Annotated in this window: 16 protein-coding genes; all 16 read left to right on the forward strand. The window is 35.9% G+C overall.

Annotation, left to right across the window (positions count from 1 at the left end; genetic code table 11):
* The first annotated feature begins 8 nt into the window (after nt 1–8).
* Entirely contained in the window at nt 9–2,192 is a 2,184-nt protein-coding gene (infB, locus tag MVE64_RS23800; RefSeq protein WP_247341728.1) for a translation initiation factor IF-2, read from the forward strand.
* Nucleotides 2,189–2,467 (forward strand): DUF503 domain-containing protein, encoded by a 279-nt coding sequence (locus MVE64_RS23805; protein ID WP_247341730.1) that lies wholly within the window; start codon nt 2,189–2,191, stop codon nt 2,465–2,467. The genes infB and MVE64_RS23805 overlap by 4 nt, the downstream gene beginning before the upstream one ends.
* Nucleotides 2,468–2,483: 16 nt before the next feature.
* Nucleotides 2,484–2,840 (forward strand): 30S ribosome-binding factor RbfA, encoded by a 357-nt coding sequence (rbfA, locus tag MVE64_RS23810; RefSeq protein ID WP_212134585.1) that lies wholly within the window; start codon nt 2,484–2,486, stop codon nt 2,838–2,840.
* Nucleotides 2,841–2,969: 129 nt separating this feature from the next.
* Complete coding sequence (gene truB, locus MVE64_RS23815; protein WP_247341733.1) at nt 2,970–3,890, forward strand: tRNA pseudouridine(55) synthase TruB; 921 nt, start codon at nt 2,970–2,972, stop codon at nt 3,888–3,890.
* Nucleotides 3,891–3,957: 67 nt separating this feature from the next.
* The gene (ribF, locus tag MVE64_RS23820; protein ID WP_247341736.1) at nt 3,958–4,905 is read left to right on the forward strand and encodes a bifunctional riboflavin kinase/FAD synthetase; all 948 of its coding nucleotides are present in this window, start codon (nt 3,958–3,960) and stop codon (nt 4,903–4,905) included.
* A gap of 122 nt (nt 4,906–5,027) precedes the next feature.
* Nucleotides 5,028–5,297, forward strand: coding sequence for a 30S ribosomal protein S15 (gene rpsO / locus MVE64_RS23825; protein ID WP_026559305.1), 270 nt, complete (start codon nt 5,028–5,030; stop codon nt 5,295–5,297).
* A 154-nt stretch (nt 5,298–5,451) separates the two neighbouring features.
* Complete coding sequence (gene pnp / locus MVE64_RS23830; protein ID WP_247341738.1) at nt 5,452–7,572, forward strand: polyribonucleotide nucleotidyltransferase; 2,121 nt, start codon at nt 5,452–5,454, stop codon at nt 7,570–7,572.
* 132 nt (nt 7,573–7,704) lie between these two features.
* Nucleotides 7,705–8,685, forward strand: coding sequence for a polysaccharide deacetylase family protein (locus MVE64_RS23835; protein ID WP_247341739.1), 981 nt, complete (start codon nt 7,705–7,707; stop codon nt 8,683–8,685).
* Nucleotides 8,686–8,715: 30 nt separating this feature from the next.
* Nucleotides 8,716–9,957, forward strand: a complete 1,242-nt coding sequence (locus MVE64_RS23840; RefSeq protein WP_247341742.1) for a M16 family metallopeptidase — start codon at nt 8,716–8,718, stop codon at nt 9,955–9,957.
* Nucleotides 9,958–10,044: 87 nt separating this feature from the next.
* Nucleotides 10,045–10,305, forward strand: coding sequence for a YlmC/YmxH family sporulation protein (locus MVE64_RS23845; protein WP_247341744.1), 261 nt, complete (start codon nt 10,045–10,047; stop codon nt 10,303–10,305).
* A 215-nt stretch (nt 10,306–10,520) separates the two neighbouring features.
* Nucleotides 10,521–11,423, forward strand: coding sequence for a dipicolinic acid synthetase subunit A (gene dpaA, locus MVE64_RS23850; RefSeq protein ID WP_247341746.1), 903 nt, complete (start codon nt 10,521–10,523; stop codon nt 11,421–11,423).
* The gene (locus MVE64_RS23855; RefSeq protein WP_247341749.1) at nt 11,420–12,022 is read left to right on the forward strand and encodes a dipicolinate synthase subunit B; all 603 of its coding nucleotides are present in this window, start codon (nt 11,420–11,422) and stop codon (nt 12,020–12,022) included. Before dpaA ends, MVE64_RS23855 begins: the two co-directional genes overlap by 4 nt.
* Before the next feature lie 125 nt (nt 12,023–12,147).
* Complete coding sequence (gene asd / locus MVE64_RS23860; RefSeq protein ID WP_247341752.1) at nt 12,148–13,191, forward strand: aspartate-semialdehyde dehydrogenase; 1,044 nt, start codon at nt 12,148–12,150, stop codon at nt 13,189–13,191.
* Between the two features lie 69 nt (nt 13,192–13,260).
* On the forward strand, nt 13,261–14,478 hold the full coding sequence (gene dapG, locus MVE64_RS23865) for an aspartate kinase (RefSeq protein WP_247341755.1): 1,218 nt from the start codon (nt 13,261–13,263) through the stop codon (nt 14,476–14,478).
* 97 nt (nt 14,479–14,575) lie between these two features.
* Entirely contained in the window at nt 14,576–15,454 is an 879-nt protein-coding gene (gene dapA, locus MVE64_RS23870; protein ID WP_247341758.1) for a 4-hydroxy-tetrahydrodipicolinate synthase, read from the forward strand.
* A 216-nt stretch (nt 15,455–15,670) separates the two neighbouring features.
* The gene (locus MVE64_RS23875; protein ID WP_379050908.1) at nt 15,671–17,338 is read left to right on the forward strand and encodes a ribonuclease J; all 1,668 of its coding nucleotides are present in this window, start codon (nt 15,671–15,673) and stop codon (nt 17,336–17,338) included.
* The last annotated feature ends 51 nt before the right edge of the window (nt 17,339–17,389 follow it).

Raw genomic sequence — 17,389 nt, forward strand, 5'->3', positions numbered from 1 at the left:
GTGAACGTATGACAAAAATGAGAGTATATGAATATGCAAAACAAACAAATGTATCAAGCAAAGACATTATTTCTACGTTACAGGAAATGAATGTTGAAGTTAATAACCATATGTCAACAATTGAAGATCATGTTATTACAAAGCTTGATCAAAAATTTAAAAGTAATAATGAAGAAAAAGCAGATAATGAATCTTCAAAGAAACCGGGGAAACAAGTGGATAATACAAAAGGCAATCAAAACAACAAAACAAATAACGAACAACAAAAACCTTCAACTAACAAGCAAGCTCCTAATAATCAAAATCGCGATAATAAAAAGCAAAATCATGCGAATAACAAACCTTTTAATAACAATAAAGGTAAGAAAAACAATAATAACAAACGAAACAACAACAAAGGACCTGCACAACAACAACAACCTAAGCCAAAAAAAGAACTACCTGAAAAAATTACGTTCTCAGGGAGCTTATCAGTTGGTGAATTGGCGTCTGAACTTGGAAAAGAGCCTTCTGAAATCATTAAAAAGCTTTTAATGCTAGGAACAATGGCTACAATCAATCAAGAGCTTGACAAGGATTCAATTGAGCTTATTGCTGGTGAATATGGCGTTGAAGTAGAGGAAGAAATCGTATTTGAAAAAACGGAATTTGAGAAATACGAAGAAGAAGATCGTCAAGAAGATCTGAAAATTCGTCCGGCAGTTGTTACTATCATGGGTCACGTTGACCATGGTAAAACAACGTTACTTGATTCAATTCGAAACACAAAAGTAACAGAAGGTGAAGCGGGAGGAATCACGCAACATATTGGTGCCTACCAAATTGTTGCAAATGATCAAAAGATTACCTTCCTTGATACTCCTGGACACGCCGCATTTACAACAATGCGTGCACGTGGAGCGCAGGTTACAGATATTACGATTTTAGTTGTTGCTGCTGATGATGGTGTTATGCCACAAACAATAGAAGCCATTAACCATGCAAAAGCAGCAGAAGTACCGATTATCGTAGCTGTTAATAAAGTAGATAAACCAACAGCTAATCCAGATCGAGTAATGCAAGAATTAACAGAACATGGACTAGTACCAGAGGCTTGGGGTGGAGATACTATCTTTGTACCTGTTTCTGCTCTAACAGGTGATGGTATTGATGATCTTTTAGAAATGATTTTATTAGTTACCGAAGTTGAAGAATTAAAAGCGAACCCTAATCGTCGTGCAACTGGAACAGTTATCGAGGCACAACTTGATAAAGGTCGTGGATCGGTTGCAACACTTCTTGTTCAAAATGGTACATTACGCGTGGGTGATCCTATCGTTGTAGGGAATACATTTGGCCGTGTTCGTGCAATGGTTAATGATCTTGGAAGACGTGTAAAAGAAGCGGCTCCATCTACTCCTGTTGAGATAACAGGCTTAAATGATGTTCCACATGCAGGAGATCAATTTATGGTATTTGAAGATGAAAAATCTGCTCGTCAAGTTGGAGAAGCCAGAGCTCAGAAGAAGCTAGATGAACAAAGAAGTGAAGGCTCTAAGCTTAGTCTGGATGATCTATTTGAACAAATTAAGCAAGGCGAAATCAAAGATATCAATTTAATTGTAAAAGCCGATGTACAAGGTTCAGTAGAAGCTTTAGCAGCTGCTTTACAAAAAATTGATGTCGAAGGTGTTCGTGTTAAAATTATCCATACAGGTGTAGGGGCAATTACGGAGTCTGATATTATTTTAGCTGCAGCCTCTAATGCAATTGTTATTGGTTTTAACGTACGTCCTGATGCTGGTGCTAAGAAAACAGCTGACGTTGAAGAAGTAGATATCCGTTTACACCGTATCATCTATAAAGTAATTGAAGAAATTGAATCAGCAATGAAAGGAATGCTTGATCCTGAATTTGAAGAAAAAGTAATCGGTCAAGTAGAAGTGCGCACAACTTTCAAAGTTTCTAAAATTGGTACAATTGCTGGTTGTTATGTAACGGAAGGTAAAATTACCCGTGACAGTGGTATCCGATTAATCCGAGATGGTATTGTTATTTTCGAAGGTGAAATTGATACACTGAAACGATTTAAAGATGATGTAAAAGAAGTTGCACGAAACTATGAATGTGGAATCACAATTAAAAACTACAATGATGTAAAAGAAGGCGACATTATTGAAGCGTATGTGATGGAGGAAATCGAACGTAAATGATCGGATACGTTGATTGTGAATGTATGATTTACGATACACAGTCATTAAAAGAAAAACGAGCCGTTTTACAACGAGTTTTATCAAGAATCAAACAAAAGTACAATGTTTCTATTTCGGAAATTGATTTTCAGGACACATGGCAGCATACAAAATTTGGTATTGTTGCCATTACGTCCTCAAAGGTCTCAACAGAAAAGGAATTGAATCATGTCCTAAACTTTATTGATTCGTTTCCTGAAATAGAAAGAACCGTTACAACGTTTGAATGGTTTTAGTGAAGAGGTGATTGACATGAGCTTAAGAGCAAACCGTGTCGGAGAACAAATGAAAAAAGAATTAGGCGATATTATCGGTCGTAAAATAAAAGACCCGCGTATTGGCTTTGTTACTGTAACTGATGTAAGTGTTTCTGGAGATCTTCAGATTGCAAAGGTGTTCATATCCGTTCTAGGAGATGAGGAACAAAGAGAAAATACTCTTAAAGGCTTAGCGAAAGCAAAAGGTTTTATTAGGTCTGAAATTGGACAACGAATTCGTCTTAGAAAAACACCGGAGATTCAATTTGAATTTGATGAGTCAATTGACTACGGTAATCGTATTGAAACTCTTCTTCATGAGTTAAATGTTGAAAATAAAGAGGAGGATTAACTCCTTTTTAAGGGATAGGCGCCTCGTCTATCCCTTTTATTTTTTAGAGATCCTAACTAAAGCATATATTTATTCCAAACTATTTAACGTTTGCACAAAAAACTTATTAAATGTTAGAGGAGGAACAATATGGAAGGTGTTCTATTACTAAATAAGCCTGCTGGTATGACATCTCATGATTGTGTCGCAAAAATGCGAAGACTGGCAAAAACAAGAAAAGTCGGTCATACAGGCACGTTAGATCCAGATGTAACTGGTGTACTCCCTATATGTCTTGGTAGAGCAACTAAGATCGTAGAATATTTAACCGCTGCAACAAAAACGTATGAAGCTGAGGTAACAATTGGTTTTTCGACAACAACTGAGGATGCATCTGGTGAAATTGTTAAAGAACAAAGTGTTCAATCACCTATTTCAGAGGAAAAAGTTAAGCTTGTATTGAATTCAATGGTTGGTACAATTGAGCAAGTTCCTCCCATGTATTCTGCTATTAAGGTTAACGGAAAAAAACTTTATGAGTATGCAAGAGCTGGTATAGAGGTTGAAAGGCCAGTCAGGACCATTACAATAAATGAGCTTGTGCTTTTAGGTGATGTTCATAATGAAGGCAATCTCACAAAGTTCCGGTTCCGTGTTACTTGTTCTAAAGGTACTTATGTCCGTACATTAGCGGTAATGATAGGTGAGAAATTAGACTATCCGGCACATATGTCACATTTAATCAGAACAAAATCCGGAAATTTTAGAATTGAAGAATGTTTAACTTTTGAAGAAATAGAAAGTGCGATTGAAAACGACCAGCTGCAAAGCAAATTGCTGCCTATAGGCAAAGCACTATATGATTTGCCGAAACTGAAAATCCATGATAATCTAGCAGAGAAAGTAAAAAATGGTGCAGTGTTAGAATTACCGTCGGAATTTAAGGACATCGAAGTAGGTGCTCCAATTGTTGTCTATGATGATGACGACCGCTGTCTAGCTATCTATGCAAAGCATCCGACTAAAATAAATATGATGAAACCAACAAAGGTACTGCTAAATGAAGCGTAAGTTGTATGATGAAGTACCTTATCCAAAATAAATCATACAGCAAAAAGTGAAAATAGGTGAAGCTACCGTGAAAGTAATAAGATTGTCTCAACCACATAATCTAAATCAGCTTGATTTTCCTGAAATGGTCATGGCACTAGGCTATTTTGACGGAGTACATAAAGGTCATCAAAAGGTAATAACAAAAGCGAAAGAAATAGCAGAAGGAACAGGAATGAAAAGTGCAGTAATGACCTTTCACCCACACCCGCTTGTTGTTCTTCGTAAGAAGGAAGATATTGATTATATTACTCCCTTAGAAGAGAAAATACATTTAATACAAGAGCTTGATGTAGATTTATTGTTTGTAGTTGAATTTACAAAGGAATTTGCTGCTTTATTACCACAACAATTTGTGGATGATTATATTATTAAGTTAAATGTTAAGCATGTTGTAGCAGGTTTTGATTTTACATATGGACATCTGGGTAAAGGAACAATGGAAACTATCCCATTTCATTCAAGAGAGCAGTTTTTACACACAACTGTGGAAAAAATAACGGATCATGATCGGAAGGTTAGTTCGACTCTGATTCGGGAGGTTATTAAAAGTGGTGATGTTGAGTATGCACAGACACTTTTAGGGAGACCTCATTCAGTTGCTGGTGTAGTAGTTCATGGTGATAAACGTGGACGAACGATTGGTTTTCCCACTGCTAATGTTGAGGTTGAAGAGCATTATCTAATACCTCCAACTGGTGTTTATGCTGTTTCAATAGAAATTGATTCTGTTGTCTTTGATGGAGTTTGTAATATTGGCTATAAGCCTACTTTTAATAACGAACAGTCTTTAAAACCTAGTATTGAAGTTCACATTTTTGACTTTAATAGAGAAATTTATGGTCAAAAAGTTACAGTTTCTTGGTTTAAACGTATAAGAAGTGAGAAAAAGTTCCATAATGTTGATGAGCTCATTGAGCAAATTTCCAAAGACAAGGCTGCTGCCGAACAATTCTTTCATAAAAAGATGGTATAAGCCTTGCATTCTATATAAAAAAATAGTATTCTAATTGATGTAGTTTAAAACCATTGCTTGGCAGATCGATTCACCAACGATTGCTCGGTAATTGGGGTTTGTAAAATAAGGAGGTGAAAAGGATGGCTATCACACAAGAACGTAAAAATGAACTAATTGCTCAATATAAAACACATGAGTCAGATACTGGATCTCCAGAGGTTCAAATTGCTATCCTTACTGAGGACATCAATAATCTTAATGATCACTTACGTGTTCACAAAAAAGACCACCATTCACGTCGCGGTCTTTTAAAAATGGTAGGTAAACGTCGTAATTTACTAACTTACCTACGTAATAAAGACGTAACTCGTTATCGTGAGTTAATCAACAAGCTTGGTTTACGTCGATAATTACTAAAAAGCGGGATTTCTTCCCGCTTTTTTAGTGTATTTAAATTTGATTCCTATAAAAAATCGTTACATATAAAAACTACACTGATATGTTGAATTTAATTGGTTCATACTATTACATAACGTGACTAAATAGAGAAGGAGTTTTACATATATGGGACAAGATAAACAAACGTTCTCCATAGATTGGGCAGGTCGAAACCTTACTGTTGAAATCGGCCAGCTTGCAAAACAAGCAAACGGGTCTGTAATGATTCGTTACGGCGATACGGCAGTTTTAAGCACTGCTACCGCTTCAAAAGATCCAAAACCTTTAGATTTTTTTCCGTTAACAGTTAATTACGAAGAGCGTTTATATGCTGTAGGGAAAATTCCTGGTGGCTTTATCAAGAGAGAAGGAAGACCAAGTGAAAAAGCTATATTGGCCAGCCGATTAATTGACCGCCCAATTAGACCTTTATTTGCTGATGGTTTTAGAAATGAAGTTCAGGTTATTAGTATTGTGATGAGTGTTGATCAAAACTGTTCTTCTGAAATGGCCGCTATGTTTGGATCTTCATTAGCGCTTTGTGTATCTGATATTCCTTTTGAGGGACCAATTGCGGGTGTTACTGTTGGAAGAATTAATAATGAGTTTGTCGTAAACCCAACAGTTGAACAAGCAGAACAAAGTGATATTCATTTAGTAGTAGCTGGTACAAAAGACGCGATTAATATGGTTGAAGCTGGTGCTGATGAAGTTCCGGAAGAAACAATGTTAGAAGCTATCATGTTTGGACATGAAGAAATAAAACGTTTAATTTCTTTCCAAGAGGAAGTAGCTGCAGCTGTTGGAAAAGAAAAAATGGAAATTGAACTATTTGATCTTGATGCAGACCTTGAAAAAGAAATTCGAGAGTTTGCAGAGGGTGACTTATTACAAGCTATTCAGGTTCAAGAGAAACATGCTCGTGAAGATGCAATAAGCGCTGTAAAAAACAAAGTTGTTGAGAAATATGTGGAACAAGAAGCTGATGAGAGCACCATTAAGATGGTTAAACAAATCTTATCAAAACTTGTTAAGGCGGAAGTACGTCGATTAATTACAGAAGAAAAAGTAAGACCTGATGGACGTGGTGTTGATGAAATTCGCCCACTGTCTTCTGAAGTTGGGTTATTAGCTAGAACACATGGTTCAGGTTTGTTCACACGAGGACAAACTCAAGCATTAAGTATATGTACACTTGGGGCGTTGGGGGATGTTCAAATTCTTGATGGACTAGGTATCGAGGAATCCAAGCGCTTTATGCATCATTACAACTTCCCGCAATTTAGCGTTGGTGAAACTGGACCTATGAGAGGACCAGGTCGACGTGAAATTGGACATGGTGCGTTAGGTGAAAGAGCGTTAGAACCAATTATTCCATCTGAGAAAGATTTTCCATATACAGTTCGCTTAGTATCAGAAGTTCTTGAATCAAATGGTTCTACTTCACAAGCAAGTATTTGTGCAAGTACTTTAGCAATGATGGACGCTGGTGTACCTATTAAAGCTCCTGTCGCCGGAATTGCAATGGGACTTGTAAAATCAGGAGAACACTATACAGTTTTAACAGACATCCAAGGTATGGAAGATGCTCTTGGTGATATGGACTTTAAAGTAGCCGGAACTGATAAAGGTGTAACGGCATTACAAATGGATATTAAAATAGAAGGCCTATCAAGAGAAATACTTGAAGAAGCATTACAACAAGCGAAAAAGGGTCGAATGGAAATATTAAAATCGATGCTTGCTACCATTTCTACTCCAAAAGGTGAGCTTTCTCAATATGCACCTAAGATCTTAACAATGAAAATTAACCCAGATAAAATTAGAGATGTTATTGGTCCTAGCGGAAAGCAAATTAATAAAATTATTGAAGAAACTGGAGTTAAGATTGATATCGAACAAGATGGTACTGTTTTCATTTCATCAGTAAATGATGAGATGAACCAAAAAGCGAAGAAAATTATTGAAGATCTTGTACGAGAAGTTGTTGTTGGACAACTATATCTTGGTAAAGTAAAACGAATTGAAAAATTCGGAGCATTTGTAGAAATTTTTGCAGGTAAAGATGGTTTAGTTCATATATCAGAGCTTGCAGAGGAACGTGTTGGAAAAGTTGAAGACGTTGTGTCAATTGGTGATGAGCTACTAGTTAAGGTAACTGAAATTGATAAACAAGGTCGTGTTAATTTATCTAGAAAAGCAGTATTGAAAGAACAAAAAGAAAATCAACCAGAACAGCAAGGTTGATTCTATAAAGGAGGCCAGGGTATCCGGTCTTCTTTTTCGATTTAAAAGATCAAAGATGTTACTGTAGTATTCCGTTTTTTGTTCTACCTTGTCCCCTTTTTACATATTTTTTAGTGAAAAGGGGGATATTGAATGCAAAGGAAAATGATTCATATCGTAGGATTTGCCTTAATCTTAATTGTTAGCATCGGATTTTTACAAAATCCATTTACATCTTCATATGTTGATCAAATAAAGCATGCTAGTGTAACAGTGTCTAAACATCAAGACGAATTATATGAAGAAATAGCAGCAAAAGCACCGGAATACAATATTCCTGCTCAAAATGCGGAAGTACATAAAGTATGGAAGGCTACGCCTGGATATAATGGATTAGAGGTGGATATAGATCAGTCTTACAAGAAGATGAAAGCAAAGGGAACCTTTGATGAAAGCCTTCTTGTATACCGACAAGTCAAGCCTTCTGTTCATTTAGAGGATTTACCTGCTGAGCCAATTTATCGTGGACATCCCGATAAACCGATGGTGTCTTTCATTATTAACGTAGCATGGGGAAATGAGTACATACCTGATATGCTTGAGACTCTTAATAAGTACCATGTAAAGGCCACCTTTTTTCTTGAAGGAAGGTGGGTAAAAGAAAATCCGGATATGGCAATGATGATCGTAGATGCAGGCCATGAAATCGGAAATCATTCCTATTCACATCCAGATATGAGTCAATTATCCAGCGGTAATATAAGAGAACAACTTTCGAAGACAAACGAAGTGATAAAATCAGTAACTGATATTACTCCAACTTGGTTTGCTCCCCCAAGTGGTAGCTTTAAAAATGAGGTCGTAAAAATTGCGAATGATATGAGCATGAAAACAGTCATGTGGAGCGTAGACACGATCGACTGGCAGCGCCCAGAGCCACATGTGTTAGTTTCAAGAGTAATGAATAAAGTTCATAATGGAGCACTTATTTTAATGCATCCTACTTCCTCTACATCTGAGAGCCTTGAAACGTTAATCTTATCAATTAAACAAAAAGGTTATTCCTTCGGATCTGTATCAATGCTTGTAAATGAGGAAAGGTTATCAACAAAAGATGTAGATGAGGATAATTAGGAAGAATGGCAACATGAAGGAGGAACTTTTTTGATCAAAAAATATACTTGTCAAAATGGAGTAAGAATTGTATTGGAAAATATCCCGACGGTTCGATCAGTTGCAATCGGTGTATGGATTGGAACAGGCTCCCGTAATGAAGAGCCAAAAATAAACGGAGTTTCCCATTTTTTAGAGCACATGTTTTTTAAAGGAACAAAAACAAGATCAGCTCGTGAAATTGCTGAGTCATTCGATAGCATTGGTGGTCAAGTTAATGCTTTTACTTCTAAAGAATATACTTGTTATTATGCAAAAGTACTTGATGACCATGCTAACTATGCGCTTGATGTGTTATCAGACATGTTTTTCAACTCAACATTTGATGAGGAAGAGTTAAAAAAAGAAAAGAATGTTGTTTATGAAGAGATTAAAATGTACGATGATACACCTGATGATATTGTACATGATATTTTAAGTAAAGCTACTTATGGTGATCATCCTCTAGGTTATCCTATTTTAGGAACTGAAGAAACTCTTGCATCTTTTAATGGTGATACATTAAGAGAGTATATGAACAATCACTATACTCCTGAAAATGTTGTTGTTTCTGTTGCAGGAAATGTATCTGAAGGTTTTATTAAAGAAGTTGAGAAATTCTTTGGTTCTTATGAAACAAATGCTCAAAAACACGAAATCGGAAAGCCGACGTTCATGGATCAGAAATTAGCCAAGCAAAAGGATACGGAACAAGCACATCTTTGTTTAGGTTACAATGGTCTAGAAGTCGGTCATGATGATATATATAGCTTAATTGTATTAAATAATATATTAGGTGGAAGTATGAGCAGTCGCTTGTTCCAAGATGTACGTGAACAAAAAGGACTTGCGTATTCTGTCTTCTCCTACCATTCTTCTTATGAAGATAACGGACTTCTTACAATTTATGGTGGGACAGGAAGTAATCAATTAAATGTTTTATTTGAAACAATTCAGGAAACATTATCAACTTTAAAAGCAGATGGAATTACTGCAAAAGAATTAGCAAACAGTAAGGAACAAATGAAAGGAAGCCTAATGCTTAGTCTTGAGAGTACGAATAGTAGAATGAGCAGAAATGGTAAAAACGAGCTCTTACTAGGCTATCACCGTTCATTAGATTCAATCATTGACAAAGTAAATGAGGTTTCTGAAGAAAGTGTTAATACTTTAGCTAACCAGGTGTTTACAGATTCTTATTCTGTAGCATTAATAAGTCCTGATGGAACACTCCCGGAGAGTTTAAAATCTTAATTGAAGCAAAAAATGCCTACTATTTTTCATAATTGTAGGCATTTTTTTATGAGGTCCATTGATAAGATATATTAAGGGGGAATGGACATGAGATTGAGTGAATTAAGTGGAAAAGAAATTGTAGATGTTAAGCGTGCTGAGCGCTTGGGAGTACTTGGTCAAACTGATTTAGAAATTAATGAGCAAACTGGTCAAATAACTACATTAATTATTCCTTCGCTAAAATGGTTTGGCTTAAGAAAGCAAGGACAAGAAATCCGAGTTCCTTGGCAGCATATTAAAAAGATCGGAACAGATATGATTATTCTTGATATCCCAGATGAGCAAATTGAAAATATTGAATCTTAACTGTTAACGATTGGTGTGATGCCAATCGTTTTTTTGTTTTGAAACTTACTATTTCCTTTAAGGTTCTTCTATCTCCGTCATATAAAAAGACTCTTCTTTAATTTCTTCTGTTTATTCACCCATACAACTATTTCTACATAGTATGTTGAAGTAAGTTATCCTAGGATTTAAAAAAGAAATTAGAAACACATGTAAAAAGAAGGTGAACTTTCGACATGTTAACTGGATTAAATGTAGCTGTAATCGGTGGCGATGCAAGGCAGCTAGAAGTTATCCGTAAATTGACTGAACTTGATGCAAAGCTTTTGCTCATCGGTTTTGATCAGCTTGATCATGGTTTTACAGGTGCTACAAAAGTCAAGATAGATGAGGTTCAATTTAATGAAATAGATGCCATTATTTTACCTATCCCCGGTACGAATAATGAGGGGGTCGTAGATACTGTATTTTCAAATGAAGAAGTTGTTTTATCAGAAGAATTACTAGAACAAACGCCTTCTCATTGTACGATATATTCCGGCATCTCAAATTCATATTTAGATAACCTTGTAAGTTCAACAAATAGAAAATTAATTCAATTATTTGAACGAGATGATGTTGCTATATATAACTCAATACCTACAGTAGAAGGAACAATTATGATGGTCATTCAGCATACTGATATCACAATTCATGGCTCAACCATAGCAGTCCTTGGGTTAGGGAGAGTCGGAATGAGTGTAGCAAGAACATTTGCCTCATTAGGTGCAAAAGTTAAAGTAGGTGCCAGAGATACAGCAGATCTAGCAAGAATTACAGAAATGGGCCTTACACCATTTCATATTGACGATATTCAACGAGAAGTGAAAGACATTGATGTTTGTATCAACACGATTCCATCTTTATTAGTCACAGCAAAGGTAATCTCAAATATGCCAGCACACACGTTAATTGTAGACTTGGCATCTAAGCCAGGGGGAACTGATTTCCGGTATGCAGAAAAACGGGGAATTAAAGCATTATTGGCTCCAGGATTGCCAGGAATCGTTGCACCTAAATCAGCCGGGCAAATTGTTGCAAATGTTTTATCACAACTTTTGGGTGAGTTAAAAATAGATGGAAAGGGGTCTTCTTCATGAAATTAGAAGGAAAAAGAATTGGATTTGGAATGACAGGTTCTCACTGCACATATGAAGAGGTATATCCACAAATTAAGTCATTAATGGATGAAGGAGCTGACATTATACCAGTTGTCTCTCATACTGTGAAAAATACAACTACACGTTTTGGTAAAGCTGGAGAATGGGTAGAGAAAGTTGAAGAATTAACTGGCAATAAAGTAATTGACTCAATTGTGGCGGCAGAGCCACTAGGACCAAAATTGCCACTTGATTGTATGGTTATTGCACCATTAACAGGTAACTCCATGAGTAAATTTGCCAATGCTTTAACAGACTCTCCTGTATTAATGGCTGCTAAGGCTACTCTTCGGACTCATCGTCCTGTAGTACTTGGGATCTCTACAAATGATGCATTAGGACTAAATGGTGTAAACTTAATGCGTCTTATGGCAACAAAAGATATCTACTTTATTCCATTTGGTCAGGATATGCCAGATAAAAAGCCAAATTCAATGGTGGCAAGAATGGAATCATTGTTAGATACTGTAGTAGCAGCTTTAGAAGGTAAACAATATCAACCAGTAGTTGTAGAAAAATTCCGTGATTTAGAGAATTAATTGCACAATTCAATGAAAGAATCATAAATTTTTAATCCATTCGACAATTAATGTGATAGAATAATACGTAAAAGATTTGAAGCTATATACAGTATCAAGATATAGCTGGAAGGAGCTAGTGTTAAATGGAAGCAAGAGGTTATCATGTAGCAGTAGTCGGAGCAACAGGAGCAGTAGGGCAACAAATGCTTCATACTTTAGAACAACGTAATTTTCCAATTTCAAAATTAACTTTGCTTTCTTCAGAGCGTTCTGCCGGTAAAAAGGTAATGTTCAAGAATGAAGAATATACGGTTCAAGTTGCAACACCAGAAAGCTTTGAAGGCGTACAAATTGCGTTATTCAGTGCGGGTGGAAGTGTATCTAAGCAATTTGCTCCAGAAGCTGTAAAACGAGGAGCAATTGTTGTAGACAATACGAGTGCATATAGAATGGATGAAAATGTACCTTTAGTAGTACCTGAAGTAAATGAAGAAGCTTTAAAGAATCATAACGGAATTATTGCAAATCCAAACTGTTCAACAATTCAAATGGTTGTACTTCTTGAACCAATTCGTAAGCAGTATGGCTTAAATAAAGTAATTGTATCAACATATCAAGCAGTTTCAGGAGCTGGTGCAGCTGCCATTAACGAACTAAAGGAACAATCAAAAGCTATTTTAAACGGGGAAGAATTTACTCCGGAAATTCTGCCTGTAGGTAGTGATGAAAAGCATTATCAGATTGCTTTTAATGCGATTCCACAAATTGATAAGTTCCAAGAAAATGGATTTACATTTGAAGAAATGAAAATGATTAACGAAACGAAGAAAATTATGACTATGCCAGAGTTGCATGTTGCTGCAACTTGCGTAAGATTACCTGTTGAAACTGGTCACTCTGAGTCTGTTTATGTTGAAGTTGATTCTCAGGATGTTTCAGCACAACAACTAAAAGAGTTGCTGAAAAATTCAGATGGAATTACTCTTCAAGACGATCCATCTCAGCAGCTATATCCAATGCCGGCAAATTGTGTTGGAAAAAATGATGTTTTCGTAGGCAGAATTCGTAAAGATTTAGACCGTGATAATGGTTTCCACATGTGGATTGTTTCTGATAACCTATTAAAAGGTGCTGCATGGAATTCTGTACAAATCGCTGAAAGTTTAGTTAAATTACAATTAGTTTAACCTTTATAGGAAGAGAGCATGGCGGATTGCCAGCTCTCTTCTCTCACGTCTATAGTAGAGGTGTTACACTTGAAAATTATAGTTCAAAAATTCGGAGGAACATCCGTCAAAGATGATCGTGGTCGTCAAATGGCTCTTGGGCATATTAAAGATGCATTAAATGATGGCTATAAAGTTGTGGCAGTCGTATCGGCCATGGGTAGAAGTGGCGATCCTTATGCTACTGACACACTTTTAGACTTAGTTTATGGAAATATTGAAAACATCTCTAAAAGAGAACAAGATATGCTCCTTTCTTGTGGTGAAGTTATTTCTTCAATTGTCTTTTCCAGCCTCTTAAATCAAAATAAGATTAAAGCTACTTCCCTAACTGGAGCACAGGCTGGATTTGTGACAAATGACGATCATACAAATGCAAAAATACTGGAAATGGATTGTGAGCGATTATTAGGTATCCTAGCTAATCAAGATGTAATCGTTGTGGCTGGATTCCAAGGTGCGTCCATAAAAAGTGGAGATACCACGACGATTGGAAGAGGAGGCAGTGATACTTCGGCAGCAGCTCTTGGTGCAGCATTAGGTACTGAATATGTGGATATTTTTACAGATGTTGAAGGGGTAATGACAGCAGATCCTCGTATTGTTGAGAACGCAAAGCCTTTGACAAAAGTCACGTATACTGAAATTGTAAATCTTGCTTATCAAGGAGCAAAAGTAGTCCATCCTCGCGCAGTGGAAATTGCTATGCAAGCAGAGGTGCCAATTCGAGTTAGGTCCACTTATTCAAAATCAACAGGAACATTAGTTACGACAAATCATTCCGCTAAAAAAGGCAGTGATGTTCATGAAAGCCTTATTACCGGAATTGCTCATGTTTCTAATGTAACTCAAATAAAAGTAGCAGCTAAAGAAGGACATTATGATGTGCAGACAGAAGTATTTAAGGCAATGGCAAAAGAAGGAATCAGTGTCGACTTCTTCAACATCACACCTAAATCAGTGATCTATACTGTTACAGATGTAGTAACTAATCAGGCAATTGATATACTTGAGGGGTTAGGGTATGAACCTATCGTTAACCGCCATTGTGCAAAAGTATCTGCAGTTGGAGCTGGTATAATGGGGGTTCCAGGTGTAACTTCAAAAATCGTAACAGCTTTATCAGAACAAGGAATACAAATTCTGCAATCTGCAGATAGCCATACAACAATATGGGTCCTTGTAAAAGAACAAGATATGATTAAAGCGGTCAATGCTTTACATGATGCTTTTGATCTATCAGAATAAAAAGAGAGAAAAATGCTTGGGAATTTCCTTGGCTCAAAAGGAAATAAAGCGCTGAAGCATTTTACGGCAGAATGCAACATAAGGAGTGAAGGTAAGAATGGGTCTTTTTGGTAAAGTATCAACAGCAATGGTAACACCATTTGATAAAAATGGAAATATTGATTTTCAAAAAACATCAACATTGATTGATTACCTTATAAATCACGGTTCTGATTCATTAGTTATTGCGGGTACAACAGGTGAATCTCCAACTTTAAGTACTGAGGAAAAACTTGCACTAATTAAACACTCTGTTAAAGAAGTTAATGGTAGAGTTCCTGTTATCGCTGGAACAGGCAGCAATAATACAGCAGCTTCCATTAAGTTAACGAAGCAAGCTGAAGAAGCTGGTGTAGATGCTATTATGCTTGTTGTTCCTTATTATAACAAGCCAAGTCAAGAAGGTTTATATCAGCACTTTAAAACAATAGCAGAATCTACAAAGCTGCCAGTAATGTTATATAATATTCCTGGTAGAAGTGTGATTAACATGACTGTAGATACAATTGTAAGGTTATCGGAAATTCCAAACATCGTAGCAATAAAAGAAGCAAGCGGTAATTTAGATGCTATGGCCGAAATAATTTCAAAAACGGACGCTGAATTTGCACTATATACTGGTGATGACGGTTTAACTCTACCAGCCCTTTCAATAGGAGGGAATGGTGTAGTGTCCGTTGCTTCACATATTATTGGGAACGAAATGCAAGCAATGATCTCATCTTTCGAAAATGGTGATCATGCCCAAGCAGCAGAACAGCATCGTACTTTATTACCAATTATGAAACAACTATTTGCTGCTCCAAACCCTAGTCCAGTAAAAACAGCACTTCAAGTTAAAGGCTTGGATGTTGGATCAGTACGCTTACCTTTATTACCGTTAACAAGTTTGGAACGAAACGAATTAATGGATGTTATTGATAAAAACCTAAGATAAGAATAGAAGAAGGGATGCTTGAGGTAAGAATAAAAACTTACTCAGGTGTCTCTTCTTTTTTTTCCTTTAGTAAACTTTTTATCCTTTTAAATTAACTTATTTATGCATGTTGAAAAAAGACTCATATATTATACGGCGAAAATTTCCTTGTATTCCAATTCTTTCATCAGTTATAATATTTCTAAGTGACGTTGAACGGGTACTTCAGTGGGGAGGATTTTCATGGAAAAAACAGAAAATATAAAATTAATTGCTTTAGGTGGAGTAGGAGAAGTCGGAAAAAATATGTTTGTTGTTGAAATTAATTCTGACATATTTGTTATTGATGCCGGCTTAATGTATCCAGAAGATAGTATGTTAGGAATCGATATGGTTATACCGGATATTACTTACCTTAAGGAAAATGAAGAAAGAATAAAGGGGATCTTTTTAACACACGGTCATGATGAAAGTATCGGTGGAATCTTTTATTTACTGAATAATTTAAGTGTTCCAATTTATGGGACAAAGCTTACTTTGGCTCTGGTTGGAGAAAAGTTAAAAGAAAATCGTATGAGACAATCTGTGTTTGTCAAAGAAATTGATAATGAAACGATTTTGTCATTTCCAAGTACAGAAATCTCGTTTTTTAGAACAAATCACAGTATTCCAGATTCAGTAGGAATTAGTTTTGAAACTTCTATGGGAGCAATTATTCATACTGGAGATTTTAAAATTGATCAAACACCAGTAGCTGATAGTCATATGGATATTGGTAAAATTGCTAAGTTAGGTGAAAACGGTGTCTTATGCTTACTATCTGATAGTATAAATGCGGAAAGACCAGGTTATTCTGGTTCAGAAGCCAGAGTAGGTGGAGAAATTTCAGATGTTATGTACAATGCTGATGGACGAGTAATAGTTGCTGTTTTTGCTTCAAACTTATATCGAATTCAACAAGTAATTAATGCGGCAGTGAAAAACAATCGTAAATTAGCTGTTGTTGGAAAAAATATGAATAATATACTAAATTTAGCGATAAGTCTTGGCTACATTTCTGTTGAAGAAGAACTCATTATTTCCGTAAATGAAATTAATAAACATGAATCAAATGAAGTGGCCATATTAACAACAAGTAACCATGGCGATCCACTTGCTGTTTTATCTAGAATGGCTAAGCAGTCACATAAATTGGTGAATGTGAAAGATGGAGATACTGTTCTAATTGCTGCAACACCTATACCGGGTCATGAACTGGTATTTTCTAAAACCATTGATCTATTAAGTAGAGCAGGAGCCAATGTGATTTTTGGACAAAAACAAATACATGTTTCGGGACATGGGCATCAGGAAGAATTAAAAATGATGCTTAATTTAACAAAACCAAAATATTTTATACCAATTCATGGCGAATTTAAAATGCAAAAGGCTCATGAAAAACTAGCAAAACAAGTTGGTATTGAATCTCAAAATATCTTCTTAGTTGATAAAGGAGAAGTAGTAGAGTTCAAAGGACAGAATGTTTACACTGGTGCAAAAGTACCTTCAGGGAATGTTTTGATTGATGGTTTAGGGATTGGTGATGTTGGTAATATCGTTCTTCGAGACCGCAGATTATTATCACAAGATGGTATTTTAATTGTAGTCGTAACACTTAATAAGCAGAAAAAGCAGATAACCTCAGGTCCTGAAATTATCACAAGAGGATTCGTATATGTAAGAGAATCTGAGGAACTAATCGGAGAAGCGACTAAGGTTGTATCAAACATCGTAGAACGCAGTATGCAAGAACACTCTATAGAATGGTCTTCAATTAAACTGAGCATTCGTGAATCATTAAATCAATTCTTATATGAAAAAACTAAGAGAAGACCGATGATTCTTCCAATTATTATGGAAATTTAATCTAGTGTTATGTTGTAAAAAGCATTGAGTATGTTCAATGCTTTTTGTTTT

This window comes from Metabacillus endolithicus, from assembly GCF_023078335.1.
Taxonomy (GTDB): Bacteria; Bacillota; Bacilli; order Bacillales; family Bacillaceae; genus Metabacillus; species Metabacillus endolithicus.

Coding starts and splice junctions, on each gene's coding strand:
- MVE64_RS23855 (WP_247341749.1), top strand. CDS start 11,420: ATGAAATTAGAAGGAAAAAGAATTGGATTTGGAATGACAGGTTCTCAC.
- MVE64_RS23845 (WP_247341744.1), top strand. CDS start 10,045: ATGAGATTGAGTGAATTAAGTGGAAAAGAAATTGTAGATGTTAAGCGT.
- MVE64_RS23805 (WP_247341730.1), top strand. CDS start 2,189: ATGATCGGATACGTTGATTGTGAATGTATGATTTACGATACACAGTCA.
- pnp (WP_247341738.1), top strand. CDS start 5,452: ATGGGACAAGATAAACAAACGTTCTCCATAGATTGGGCAGGTCGAAAC.
- asd (WP_247341752.1), top strand. CDS start 12,148: ATGGAAGCAAGAGGTTATCATGTAGCAGTAGTCGGAGCAACAGGAGCA.
- dapA (WP_247341758.1), top strand. CDS start 14,576: ATGGGTCTTTTTGGTAAAGTATCAACAGCAATGGTAACACCATTTGAT.
- infB (WP_247341728.1), top strand. CDS start 9: ATGACAAAAATGAGAGTATATGAATATGCAAAACAAACAAATGTATCA.
- truB (WP_247341733.1), top strand. CDS start 2,970: ATGGAAGGTGTTCTATTACTAAATAAGCCTGCTGGTATGACATCTCAT.
- rbfA (WP_212134585.1), top strand. CDS start 2,484: ATGAGCTTAAGAGCAAACCGTGTCGGAGAACAAATGAAAAAAGAATTA.
- dpaA (WP_247341746.1), top strand. CDS start 10,521: ATGTTAACTGGATTAAATGTAGCTGTAATCGGTGGCGATGCAAGGCAG.
- MVE64_RS23835 (WP_247341739.1), top strand. CDS start 7,705: ATGCAAAGGAAAATGATTCATATCGTAGGATTTGCCTTAATCTTAATT.
- rpsO (WP_026559305.1), top strand. CDS start 5,028: ATGGCTATCACACAAGAACGTAAAAATGAACTAATTGCTCAATATAAA.